We start from the raw sequence: 12,819 nt of genomic DNA on the forward strand, positions 1-12,819 counted from the left end.
TGCGCAAAAAATTCTCATTCATTGCCAAGCAACGTCTGGCGGATGCTGGGGCCGAAACCACAATGTCCAGTGAACCCGCAACACCTCAGTCTTCTCGGGCCTGAACCGCATGGATCTTCGGAGAATTGGGCCCACCCCACAAGGCGCGTCTCATTGCAAACGTCCGTCTCCGCGAGAAACGGCTTACAACAAGGAAAGCCCAGAACTCAAGCTGCACCGTCTTCTGCTTGATACTGCCGGGTATACTCGAGACATCTATATGGCGAACACTGCGACCATTCCGAATGCCAGGCAGGGACAGCCGCGGACGAATCTAAGCAAATGCTGCGACAAGTCCGCAAAAGACATGCCTTCCACCATCTAAGGCTCTGCATATTATTGCGTACGCCAAGCCTAAACCTTATTATGTAACGCCGGTCAAAGAAAAGCATATACAGATGGTTCTTTGACCAGAAAATCTCGGTGTTCATATAACATCATTTCCAGACGGAAATTGAATCTACCATCATAGTTTGAGGAAACTCGAATTTTTCACTGCTACCTTTTTGAATTGCAAGCGTCAGTACATAATAAAATGGACGTGTGAAAAAATCAGGATCTGCCGGATAACGGCCGACTTCTTTTCGATCCATGTAAATTACAATTGCCGGGGTATCATCGATTTTCGCTATCCCCCTCAAATCAACGCCGTAAGTGTGCCAATCACCATCTTTGATGGCATCCATGCCCGTATAGTCTCCTCTATGCACATTTTTCTTACCGGGTTCATGCCAACGATGGATTGCATGATGATGACCTCTGGCGTCGGTCTTGCCATAATATTCAATGGCATCGATTTCCAAATGTCCTCTCGATTTTGGATCATCCAAACTAAGGAGCCAGAATGCTCCCCAGGTGCCAACCGCGTTGGGCCATTTTATACGAGCTTCCCAATAACCGCCGCTCATAACAAAAGAGTCTTTATTAAATGCGGTGCGCGCCCCCTTATTCGCTTGCTTATCAGACGCCGATTGCACACTGCCGGAACGTATCTTCCCCTGAGCTGTCTTGTAGGCGGTAATTTGAAGGGCGCCTTGCGCCACGTTATAAGCTGGCCCGTTTTTTTCATCAAAAACGCTCCCTCCATAATCCGTATGCTGCTTCAGATGTAATCTGTTGTCCTTGAGATCATCACGTTGGTTGAATTCGATGCGATGTACGGGCTCGCTCCGCAATTCCGGCAGGCTCATCCCTCGATATTGTTCCGTCCATGGCGGTTTAGCGGCCAGTGGGTGAGCGAAAAAAACACACATGAGAGTGAAGCCACATCTTCTCACTGCGCGCATGTTGTCAATCCTTCTCGCCATAGTAGTTCCAGCAATCCAATTAGTCACCTTAAGTCCTGTGATGGATTCTGCGCAAGGCGAGACACTTACCCTTCAACTTAACATAGAGCCTGCTGGGCGTGATCTGGTCAAAAATCTATTGAGCCTATCAGCCTGCAAAGTCATCTACAGAGCTCTCTAAATAGCTGTTGGGGGACATATTGGATATTTAAGCCTCGATAAGAAGTGCGCAAGCTCGCTTCGTACCGGACCGCTCGTTTCTCAGAGGGTCAGCATCACCGCACGAAGAGACGATACCATTCAACCCTATCGCCTCGCTGGGCGTGTTAGATTTCTACGCTTTCGAAGCAGACCAAAGGGGCGTTCACCCCGACTTAGCATGGTGGTTGAAGCTGGAAATGCAGCTGAGTCCTTGGCCAACCTATTCAACCGGTGAGCCGCCTCGCGGGGACTATGTACCGATCTGGGCAATCCGGCAGCGATCAAACCTACAGCTGCGATCAATACCATCATCGTGGTGTCCATCGCTTCCGAATAATTGTAGCAAATCATAAATATGTACAGATATAGAACACCTCTTACCATAGATGATGATCTGAACAATCCTCTATCATTAACAAAATTAAATATGAAAAATAAGCAAGATGCAAGATATAAAACTACGCCAAAAATGCCTACTAACCCATTCTCAACAGGAATCCTGTTGATTTCACCATGAACATTCATCGAACGTCCACTTGACTGTTTTAGATTACCATAGGTCTTCTGTGCCCATTCTCCATAGCCCGTCGCTCCCAGTCCAAATACAGGATTGCTTTTGAACAACAGGCGCGCGTTTCTGTTTACAAACTCACGAACAAGATCGCTCTGATCTCCTATTGAAGAGACAGAGAAAAAGTATCTTGTAGGAATTTCCTTTGTCGAATGAGAAAAACTGTTAATTTGTCGCGCGACGTAAGAGTCTTTTGATGAGGCTGCTAAAAAAATGGAAATAGCCAATACGGCTGTCAGCAATCCAACAAGCTTCGCTTGCCAAGGTGAATTCGATATTGCCCATATTGCTATAAATAAAAGGTAAGCCTTTCTCTCACCACTCATCAAAACACACGTTATTAAAGCGATTAGTGCGCATCCCCACAAAATTCTCGAATGCCCCTTTATTTTATCTTCAAATATAAAAAGTATAATTATGCAAAGAGATATATCAATCTTCGTATCATATAGATATTTCCACGTAAAAATTCTATTTGTACTCACATGAAAAAATATAATATGAATCATAATCGCAATGCATAGAATGGATAAATATTTAATAAATCTATATAATTTATCCTGATCTAATGAAAATATATGCCCAACCATCACAAAAGTACTGAGAATCACAATAAAAAATTGCAAAGTTCTATAAATGCCGGCTGATTGTGAAACGAACAAGGCTGTTACCGTCGCCAGTGCTACATATATAACACCCAGAACTGCAGGAAGGCGGCTATTTATCCAAGAAAATCCAATTTTGTGAATTCGTGATATGAGGAATGCCATCAGTAGAAGGCATAATGTCTGAGCCTTGTAAGCCAGTGTGGCTATCACCCCTAAGGTAGCAGCCTGTATAGCTAAACTTTCATATTCAGATATTATTGGCGCTGCGTTACGGATATATACCGCGGTCTTCCTTAAGCGCATGGGAGGGTAAGGCTGATGCTCGAAATCTCTACTCATGAGACAATTCTCTCTTGAATGTCAGGAATGACCATCATGTCTTTCGTAGCTGCAGAATAGAGTGTTGCACCGACGATAGCACGGTTTAGTATCCCAGTATCATTGAGCGGTTGTCGCCGCACTAATGGCCGAGATAGTCCTAGATGCTATTGCCTCAATGCCGAAATTATTTTCCGCATATGATCGAGAGGCTTCAGATAACTTTCCTCGGTCCTCCGCAGATAGATCCAATACCCTATTAATCGTCTCGATGAATGCAGCGGCACTAACATCTTTTACAATAAATCCGCTTTTTCCGTCCTCGACGACGTCGTCAACTCCACTGGCCGCTGCCACTACAGGAATACACCCACAAGACATAGCTTCAAGAAGTGAATTAGACTGACCCTCTCGCGTGGATGCTGATATGAAAAAATCACAGCCCAAAAGTCTCTCGGTCACATTTGACTGGAATCCTGTAAAATCAAAAGATTTACTCAAGCCCAAATGCGCAGCCTCATGAACAAGGCGTCCCATTTCTTCGCCATCGCCAACTATAACGAATCTTACTTCACGATGGCGCGCAACCTCAGAAGCCGCACTAAACAACAGGTCAATATTTTTATCTTTTATAATACGCCCAGTAAATATAAACTTATTTCCAATTTTTTGCATATTTGCGGAATGCACGTCGTGATAATTTGGAAGAATAGCCCCGTTAAAAAATTCAACAATTCGCTCACTTGCGACGCCAAGACCTTTTAAATCTTGAGTTATCTGTTTTCCGTTGGAAACAAATATATCAACTTGATTAAGCAAATAGCGCTTGATAATTTTCCCGTAGAAATAGCGCTTTTCATCCAGAGCGTGAAAATCTGAGGATTCTCCGCCTCCGCCGAGTTTTAACACCAAAGGCGAGCGCAATTGGCGAGAGAGTAAGGCAGCTGCCAACGCGTGCAACCGGGCGTGAAAAACATAAACGGGTACTCCCGCCCATTCCTCGCGCTTGAACATTTTGAGAAGCCGTCGAGTCCATCTCAAGGTCGACGGCATACGAAGACCGCCGTAATTTGGATAATGTGCGACCCTGACGCGCCTTACGGCACCAAATTCTGTTTCTTCGAATAATGGGGCATCTGGCGAGATCGTGGGAGCTGCTATGGTGACATGGACACCGAGGCGACCCAGCGCCTCCGCGAGTATCTTTGCCTGCCTTTCAGCGCCGCCATAGCTGTCAGGAAAATAGGCCGCTGTAACGAGAATTAGCCGGTCTATGGAAGCCGCCGGAGTAGAAGCTGACATGACTATGCGGCCATCTCTGATTCAGGTGACGCCAGCCTGGAAAGCTGCAAATCCTCAGGTACGGCAAATTCAGGAAATGTCTTGTCGACGCAGCTGCTCCACGAAAACAGCGCCAGCCTTTGATAGGCTTCAGCCGCTGCTTTCTCCCGCAAATTTCGATTGGCACATAATGACGCCAACGTCTGCGCCATTGTAGGGATATCGTCGGGCGCAAATACAAGATCGTTGTCAGGTCCAATCACTTCCGGGATGCCACCAACATTGGTCGTAATGGTAGGGCAATACTGGGCGGCAGCTTCCAGCAGAACCAAGCCAAACCCCTCAATCTTTGTAGCTATGGGCTGCGCGCACAGAATATGAACCATGGAACGATGATAGAGCAGCCGCACATCATCCTCGCTCAACCGCCCTGTAAGGATGATTACCACCCCCGCTTCGTCGGCAGCATTCTGAAGTGCTTCCGGATAGCCTTCATCATCGAACAGGCCGCCAATCACATAGGTCACTGGCTCCATCCCGTGATCTCGCTGGGCAGCGGCGATCACTGCTATGGCCTCCAATTGCCCTTTGCGCGATTCCACACGGCCGACCGTGCAAACAATCCTTTCATCATTGGCCAAGCGTTGCAGGTCGGGATGGTGGAATTCCGCAGATGGGGGCCTCCTACTATCTTCATTCACGCCAAGATAGCTTACCCGGTTACGCTCAGATTTGCCGAAGCGTTTTTCAAAAAGGTCGAGCGTAGCCCTGGAGTTGGCGAGCACCAGTTCCGCACGCCTGTAGAAAGGCGCCATAAGGTGGCCAAGAAGCGATCCACTGGCAAATTTCAATACCTCGCTGCCATGCAGCATGACACGGTAGGGCCTCCGACTGAAGAAAGCCCAGATCCCGACCAGAATAGTGGTACGGCTGTCTGCGGCCAGGACAATCGCATCCTGTTTCTGAGCAAGGATTTTGAATGCCTTAAGGGCACTGACCAAACCAATATGATTATGCTTGAAATATCGGAAAGTGCCGGCTGAATCCGCCTGCATCGGAAATCCATCATGCCGCGCAACGACTGCGCTGACATCCACTTGCCTTTTGCGCAGTTCATTCACGACCTGCCCGCAATATGTGGCAATGCCTCCCGGAAATGGTGGATATTCCACCGAAAGGACAACGGCAGACGCTCTTTTTTGCGTGTTGCTACTCTTCAAACTGCCGATAGCCATGCGACGCTTAGCTAAGCGTTGGCCAAAAAGCGTTTCGATGGTCCCATGAAAATAAGCCGCCCCTATCCACGAAGCCCACGCTCGAAAATTCCATATGTCGAGTTTGGTAGCCAATCGTAGATGTTGGACTGCCCCTTTTCGATCACCCAAGAGATATTTCTGATTGCCGAGCTTTCTCGCACGTTCAGCGAGCCGCTTCGGGACAAGAGGATAAAAGGCCGGCTCAGCCGCCGCATACTTCAACGCCACAAAAGCGTGATGCGCCATAAGATCCGCCCGCCCGCCTGTTATACTGGAAGCTCTGCCCCGCTTGTACATCAACGGTGCATTGACCAGCCCAAATTTGCAGACTTGTGCCATCCGCAGGAAAAAATCAGTGTCCTCAAACACCCTGATTTGACCATCAAAGCCACCTATCTCCTCAAAGCGGTCCCTGCGCACGACAATGGTTGACGGTATGATGGGAGGATCATTGAGAAAATAGGCCCGAGCCAGGCTACCTTCCGGTCCTCCGCTGTTCTTTGTGATATCCAGCACTCCGGCGACACGGGCCGCCGCGATATTGCCGTCCGGAAAGGCATAATAGTTGGAATAGACAAGGCCGATGCCTTCATCCTGTTCAAGCATCGCGACCTGCTGCCCGAGCTTGTCTGCTGTCCAGATGTCGTCACCATCAAGAATGGCCAGATATTTTGAACTGCAGCGTGCGGCAGCCAGGTTCCGATTAGCTGGAAGGCCCAAGCCGCCTCGACCGTAAATGATCTCGATACGCGGATCCCATGTTTGGATATCCTGCAAGACCTGTATGGTCTCCGCATCAGATCCATCATCCGCGATTACAATCTTGTCGATCAAGGACGCATGGGTCTGATCCAATACCGATCGGACGGTGTCTGGAATATATCGACCTTCATTGAAACAGGTAATTATGATCGAAACCGACATTTGTCCCCAATCAATTTCGTACTGAGCGACATGCCGCCTGCTACGCAGACCCTATGATCTGCTACGACAGCAACGTCGCTAAATTTCTCCCTGGTTCAGCAACAAGAAGCCTCAACCCTGGAGTGCGTCGATCGAGGGATCCGTCGCTGCGACGCCCTCCCGCCTCTCGACACGACTAAGCCTGCGCTTCACTGCCGGCCGCTCCAGTGCAACTGAATAGGAATCGTCAATCTGCCGATACATGGATTCAAACGTCCATTCATCTACGGCAGCTGCCTTTACCCCACCTGTGAGCCTTTCCAGCAGCACAGGATCCCTGACCAGACGAACGGCTTCCTCCGCGACAAGACCAGCATCATCGGTTGCGGCTATGATGCCATTGAAATCGGGGTCGACGATTTCGGCGATGCCTTCCAGCGGGCTGACAACGGCAGGAATGCCCCCGGCAAGATATTGCACAACCACCCGCGGCAACCCTTCGCGGAGAGAAGCAAGGACACCAACATCCGCCATCGCGACAAGGCATTCCGGATCTTTTCTATAACCGAGCAACTTGACCCGGTCACCGACCTCAAGCTCCTCGATCAAACGTGCAAGAGTGGCATGCATCGGACCTTCGCCGCCGAGGAGTAAGCGGATATTTTCACCTTTGACGGTGGCATTGGCGAATGCCGTGATGAATTGCGTGTGGCGCTTCCGTGCTTCCAGCGCCGCCATCATCAGGATCGTTGGCGGTTTTTGATCTCGATCAGACACACCTAATATGGCCTGCCAGTCGTCAGGCCATGCCGCTCCGCGAAATTTTTCGATCATCATTCCAGATCGCACCACCGAGTGCGTGGCGCGGCGGCCAACCATTGCCCGACGGTATGCCTCCCTAGTGCCACGGCTCACATGTATGAAATGATCTGTTATTGGTGCGACCGCATGCTCCGCACTCAAATAAATCAGCTTCTGCAAAAGGCCAGTATTGCTGAAAGGCAGAATATGCACACCATGAATGATCGCCGGCACGCCAGCTTTCTTGGCTGCAAGGCGCCCAACTATACCTGCCTTGCTTGTGTGGGTGTGCACAATATCAGGACGAACTGTTTCAAACATTTGCGCCATTTCGCGATAGGCCGCGTAGTCAGCCTTCGGTGAAAGCGCCCTAATCATCGATGGAACAAGATGGACCTGAATGTTGCCGCTGAGCCCCTTATAGAAAGCGATATCGGATTCAGAACCGGCAAATAAGTGGACCGTATGCCCGCTATTGGCTTGGTGCACGCAGCTCGCCCACACATTTTCTTCAGCTCCGCCACCCTTTGTCATACGGGTCTGGACGTGCGCGATCACGAGGGGCCGACCATGCAGGTCCATTCGTTGCTCCAAGCCTACCATCAAATGAGTTTCTACCACATTTTTCTCATACCTCAGCGCGGACTATTATCCCGCGCCGTCGGCGTGGTGAAAAACGCTAGGCGGCACTTGCCTCTGCACATTGCTGCACGACCTACCCCATTGACCATATCCAATTGATTCAATCCTTTGCCTTTTATGATGCGGTGCATCAAGGCCACAAGGTAAAAATGGCAGTAAGTTCCCGAAGCGCGATGAATCAAGGCAAGACGCCCTAAAAATATGTCTGCTGCGCAATGATCCCCGATTTCCTTGATATTGCTAATGCTTACATAGGTGCCCGGTCGCTCTGCACATTATAACATTCTTCTCACAGGCCGTCCCATATCGGCACGGGCAATCCAACACGCGCTTGCCTAATTCCGCTATAGACTCTTGTTGCACTGCGTCACACAACTGCCGCATTGATAGGCGAGAAACCAGATAATGAGCGAAGGTTCTTTGTCTGCAGACGCGAAAGCGGTCGAAAGGATTCAGTTTGGCAATGACAATTCTGGTCACGGGTGTTGCCGGTTTTATTGGTATGCATGTTGCGGACGCGCTGCTGAAGGCGGGTCGCGCCGTCATTGGCCTGGACAATATGAACGACTATTATACGGTCCGGCTGAAGCAGGATCGCATCGCCCGGTTGCAGGCGGAATACAATGGGCTGTTTTCATTCATGGAATGTGACTTTGCCGACAATGCGGCGTTGTTGGCGGCGGTTGAGGGGCATGCGATCGAGAGCATCATTCATCTGGGCGCCCAGGCCGGGGTGCGCTATTCGCTCGAAAATCCGCATGCCTATGTGCAGTCGAATCTGGTCGGGCACGTCAACATGCTGGAACTGTCCCGCCACCGGCAGGTGCGGCACATGGTCTATGCTTCGTCATCCTCGGTCTATGGCGGCAATGACAGCCTGCCGTTCCGGGTGGAGGATCGCGCCGATCATCCCGTCTCCCTCTACGCCGCGACCAAGAAAGCGGATGAGTTGATGAGCGAGACCTATGCGCATCTGTACCGCACGCCGCAGACGGGCCTTCGCTTCTTCACAGTCTATGGGCCATGGGGCCGACCCGACATGGCGATGTGGATCTTTACAAAAAAGATTCTCGCAGGCGACCCGATTCCCGTGTTCAACCATGGCAAGATGCAGCGGGACTTCACCTATATCGATGATATCGTTGCCGGAGTCATCGCAGCGCATGACAATCCGCCGCCCGATGATGGCGCGGAGAAGGCCGGAGGAAGCCGTTCACCCCACCGCGTCTACAATATTGGCAATCATAAGCCAGAGGAGCTGATGCGCCTCATCCAGATCCTCGAGGACGCTTGCGGCAAAAAAGCCGTCATAGACCTGCAGCCCATGCAGCCCGGGGATGTGCACGCAACCTACGCCGACATCAGCGCAATCTCCAACGATCTTGGCTTTCATCCAGCCACGGCCCTCGAGGTGGGCGCACCAAAGTTCGTTTCATGGTACAGACAATATACAAATGGATGACGGATTTTGGACCAACGAGCTATCGAAAGTCGCGTTGGAAATAAGGCAACTGATGATCCGGACTGCATAGCGTGACATGCGCGCAACATTTTGGAGATGAAGATATGTCGGTTCTGACAAGGCGGCTTGATCCATTGGCTATTGCCGCAGAACTTGATCAAAATGGTTTCGCTTGTATCGAGAACGCCATCGATCCCAAATGGATCGAGGAGGCGCAATCCTACGTCAATGGGCTCGTGTCCGAAAAAGGCCGTCGGTATTTTGCACTGACCTGGCCATCCCGAAACAAGGGAACGCCTCCTCATACATTAGGCGCCGACCCTGATATCCAGGCTCTGATGGGTGAGCTGGCGAGAATAGGCTGCCCTTCTGCCGCCACTGATGAAGAGATCTATACTGTTCTGCGCGTGGTCGCTGGCGCGTCCGGCGAAGGCAAATCACTCATCTATCATTACGACAAATATGTCATTACTGCGCTCGTTCCCGTCTTCATTCCGCCGGGACCGAAAAGAAAATCCGGCGAGCTGCTCATTTTCCCGAACAAGCGGCGATATCGTGCTTTTGCTTGGCTCAACATTTTGGAAAAAGCCATCGTTCAAAGCGGCTGGTACCGCCGCCGTGTGACAGACAAGCTACCGGCAGATGACAGCGAGCTCGACATCAAGATTCTGAAACCTGGAAACCTGTATTTCTTCTGGGGATATCGGACATATCATACCAATTTCCCTGTTTCCGAAGATGTAGTCCGGGCGACAATGCTGCTGCACCATGGTGATCCACATCCTTCCAGCCTGTTGCTAAAAGCATGGAAAGCCCATCAGATTAAAAAGGAAAGCCGCATCCTTGAAAGCGTCGATGCCTGATGAGCGATCAACTTCAAGGATGGGTTCGAAAACTGCCCAATGGCAGGAATATTTCTGCTCTTGGTTTTGGCTGTTCCTCCTTATGGGCGAAGCCGGACTATGACGAGAAGCGTGCCCAGGACGTTCTGGAAGCCTGCTACAGCAACGGGATAAACCATTTTGATACATCGCCCAGTTACGGCGTGGGTACAGGTGAGCGCCGTTTATCCGAATTCGTGGCACGTGTCGGCCGCGACAATCTAATTATCTCGACCAAAGTCGGTTCCAATCTTATTGACGGGAAAGTCATACGCGGATTTGATCGCGCACTGATGGAACGAAGCTTCCATGACAGCTTGAAAAGGCTTGGCCTTGAACGGGTAGATATCCTGTATTTACACGGCCCCGACAAACCGGATCTCACCGATGAACTTTATCGCTTTTTCGACGACTTGAAGACAAAGGGCCTTATAGATTACTCCGGCATGGAGAGTATAGACGCGGGTATTTTTGAAAAAATGGACAAGACGCCGCTCGATACAGCAATGATTCACTATAATATCAGTAACTATACTACAGAACAGACCATCAAGCGCCTAACCGATGCTGGAAAAATTATTGTTTCCGCGACTGTATTTGCTCAAAGTAAATTTGACCTGCGAACCTTTATTCCACGTGACAGAGGATCGTTATGGTATCTGCTTCGCATGACAAAAAATGATCCGCTATTCTGGATTAAGGGTCCGCTTCTTGCCCGGCGACTGCGAAAATTCGACCGCTCTCCTCATCAGGTCGCTGCGGGTTTTGTCACTGGGCATCCTGGTATCACCAGCGGGTTGTTTGGAACATCTTCGGCCGATCATGCAAGCGCAAATGCAAGGGCTGGACATCAGCCACTGACTACCAAGGAGCGTTTGATCATAATGGGAAAGTGAAACGCCCATAATAATATTCGGGTGTCGCCAGTGTCTCTCAAATCCAGATGACACTGCTGCTTTTTGGAACGATATAAAAAAAGGGCCGCCACCTATGTGACGGCCCTTTTTTTCAGTAAAAAATTTATTAAAGACGAGCAACCAAGCTAATGACACCCTGGAAACGATTAAACTCGGTCCCAAATAGCGGCAGATTACTTGTACGCTTCAGATAATTGACGTCGGCATTTATTTCGAAATGCCTGTTCGCCAAATAGCGGACACCGCCGCCCACGGAAGCTACTTTATCGGTACGACTAATGCTTTTATACGAAAAAGCATCATAACCTACATTACCCGAAAGGATGATGTAGCGTAGTAGCTCGTGATCCACTCTCAATCTGGCACCGGTGTTAAACATCGCTGTTACACCAGGATCACCATTTTCATTGATGTTGCGATGCGCTTCAAGCGTATAGGTCGTCAGGCCGCTGGCATAATATGTCAGCTCGCCATCAACGGCCAAACCACCAAAGTTCCGATATGTGGGGGAGTCGAAAGTACGCCGTGTGTAACCGCCTGATACAACACCCCGCAGCTTACCCGCGTCTACGCGTATACCAAGATAGCCTTCAGCCTGTCCGCCATCGCGGTTGACAACCCCAGCAGAAATAAACTGCCGGTTGTAGTTCACGTCCGTGTACCGGCCTTCCACGAAAGCACTGACCGCACCAGTCAGCGAACTCTCGACACGCCCCACTCCACGCAAAAGCGTCAAATCGCGGAAACCTTGGTCAGTCCGCAGACCTCCACCCAGTCGCGCGTCGCCATATTTCTGATCGCGGACATCGACACCAGCCGTTACCCGCAACCGCGCGCCGGCTGCTCGCACCCGGAGAAAACCTGTCAATTCATCGACCTTGATGGGCGAGCGCGCGGCTGTTGGGAAGCTGCCTGCTTCCTGACGTTCGTATGCCCGCTCGAACCCGCCGCCACCACTTACAGTGAAGACATTTCCAACAGGAATGGAGCCATTGGCAAGCGCACGCATTGCCGTTTCATTCGCCGATTTTTCATTGAAAAAGCGACGAAGATTCGCCGACAGAGTGGCTGAAAGATTTGCTTCCGTGGCAGCGCCGCCACGACGGCTCAACGTCAATGAGGGATTGATCGCTGCGTAGAAGTCATCCGCCTTGTTGAATGACCGCCCATAGACGTTACTGATATAACCAAGACCAGCGCCGACCTGAGGACTGAGGTTGAATGAACCGAGAGAAACACCAGGAGCCTCGAATTCAGGACGATATCGCTCAGATACGCCAACAAGCTCCGTAGGATAATCTGAAGGAAGCACCGGAATAGGCCGCTCTACCGCCTGCGCCATTGCTTGCCCTGCAAAGCTTGCTGAACCGGCAGCGGCAGCATAGCCGAGGGTCTGTACGATCTTCTTAACCACTATGGTTCCCCCACTCATAAACTCCTGAAACAGACCAATTTGCCTGCTCACTCACGCCACGATTTTTTTTCCGTCATGCACCAAGAGCTACAAAATGTATACCCATGAAGTGCCAATCTCCGTCCTGTCGCCGAAGGGTTAAAAAAACATTAACAGTAAATAGATTGGACTTACCGCGTGGAGAGCATGAAATTTGCGCTATTTCCGGCCTGGGATTCCCACTTCTTTGGTACTGGACA

At 50.3% G+C, this 12,819-nt stretch carries 9 protein-coding genes; 3 read left to right on the top strand and 6 right to left on the bottom strand.

Translation table 11 applies throughout. The features are described 5' to 3' along the window. Nucleotides 1–476: 476 nt before the first annotated feature. From KFK14_RS22400 to KFK14_RS22420, 5 genes are all read right to left on the bottom strand, one after another. Nucleotides 477–1,325, bottom strand: coding sequence for a family 16 glycosylhydrolase (locus KFK14_RS22400; RefSeq protein WP_212609189.1), 849 nt, complete (start codon nt 1,323–1,325; stop codon nt 477–479). A 306-nt stretch (nt 1,326–1,631) separates the two neighbouring features. Then, nucleotides 1,632–3,044, bottom strand: a complete 1,413-nt coding sequence (locus KFK14_RS22405) for an O-antigen ligase family protein (RefSeq protein WP_212609190.1) — start codon at nt 3,042–3,044, stop codon at nt 1,632–1,634. A gap of 99 nt (nt 3,045–3,143) precedes the next feature. Continuing rightward, entirely contained in the window at nt 3,144–4,325 is a 1,182-nt protein-coding gene (locus KFK14_RS22410) for a glycosyltransferase family 4 protein (protein WP_212609191.1), read from the bottom strand. A 2-nt stretch (nt 4,326–4,327) separates the two neighbouring features. After that, a complete protein-coding gene (locus KFK14_RS22415; RefSeq protein WP_212609192.1) occupies nt 4,328–6,484 on the bottom strand; it encodes a glycosyltransferase in 2,157 nt (718 codons plus the stop codon). A gap of 111 nt (nt 6,485–6,595) precedes the next feature. Beyond that, a complete protein-coding gene (locus KFK14_RS22420; RefSeq protein ID WP_212609193.1) occupies nt 6,596–7,846 on the bottom strand; it encodes a glycosyltransferase in 1,251 nt (416 codons plus the stop codon). A gap of 523 nt (nt 7,847–8,369) precedes the next feature. On the opposite strand from KFK14_RS22420, the gene KFK14_RS22425 reads away from it, so the two are divergent. From KFK14_RS22425 to KFK14_RS22435, 3 genes are all read left to right on the top strand, one after another. Beyond that, nucleotides 8,370–9,368, top strand: coding sequence for an NAD-dependent epimerase/dehydratase family protein (locus tag KFK14_RS22425; protein ID WP_212609194.1), 999 nt, complete (start codon nt 8,370–8,372; stop codon nt 9,366–9,368). Between the two features lie 104 nt (nt 9,369–9,472). Then, entirely contained in the window at nt 9,473–10,231 is a 759-nt protein-coding gene (locus KFK14_RS22430; RefSeq protein ID WP_212609195.1) for a hypothetical protein, read from the top strand. After that, a complete protein-coding gene (locus KFK14_RS22435; protein ID WP_212609196.1) occupies nt 10,231–11,145 on the top strand; it encodes an aldo/keto reductase in 915 nt (304 codons plus the stop codon). Before KFK14_RS22430 ends, KFK14_RS22435 begins: the two co-directional genes overlap by 1 nt. A gap of 127 nt (nt 11,146–11,272) precedes the next feature. Here the strand turns inward: KFK14_RS22435 and KFK14_RS22440 are convergent, their stop codons facing one another. Beyond that, nucleotides 11,273–12,580, bottom strand: coding sequence for an outer membrane beta-barrel protein (locus KFK14_RS22440; protein ID WP_212609197.1), 1,308 nt, complete (start codon nt 12,578–12,580; stop codon nt 11,273–11,275). Between the last annotated feature and the right edge of the window lie 239 nt (nt 12,581–12,819).

Source organism: Sphingobium phenoxybenzoativorans (assembly GCF_018286635.1).
GTDB classification, from domain to species: domain Bacteria; phylum Pseudomonadota; class Alphaproteobacteria; order Sphingomonadales; family Sphingomonadaceae; genus Sphingobium; species Sphingobium phenoxybenzoativorans.

Coding starts and splice junctions, on each gene's coding strand:
- KFK14_RS22400 (WP_212609189.1), bottom strand. CDS start 1,325: ATGCGCGCAGTGAGAAGATGTGGCTTCACTCTCATGTGTGTTTTTTTC.
- KFK14_RS22405 (WP_212609190.1), bottom strand. CDS start 3,044: ATGAGTAGAGATTTCGAGCATCAGCCTTACCCTCCCATGCGCTTAAGG.
- KFK14_RS22410 (WP_212609191.1), bottom strand. CDS start 4,325: ATGTCAGCTTCTACTCCGGCGGCTTCCATAGACCGGCTAATTCTCGTT.
- KFK14_RS22415 (WP_212609192.1), bottom strand. CDS start 6,484: ATGTCGGTTTCGATCATAATTACCTGTTTCAATGAAGGTCGATATATT.
- KFK14_RS22420 (WP_212609193.1), bottom strand. CDS start 7,846: ATGGACCTGCATGGTCGGCCCCTCGTGATCGCGCACGTCCAGACCCGT.
- KFK14_RS22425 (WP_212609194.1), top strand. CDS start 8,370: ATGACAATTCTGGTCACGGGTGTTGCCGGTTTTATTGGTATGCATGTT.
- KFK14_RS22430 (WP_212609195.1), top strand. CDS start 9,473: ATGTCGGTTCTGACAAGGCGGCTTGATCCATTGGCTATTGCCGCAGAA.
- KFK14_RS22435 (WP_212609196.1), top strand. CDS start 10,231: ATGAGCGATCAACTTCAAGGATGGGTTCGAAAACTGCCCAATGGCAGG.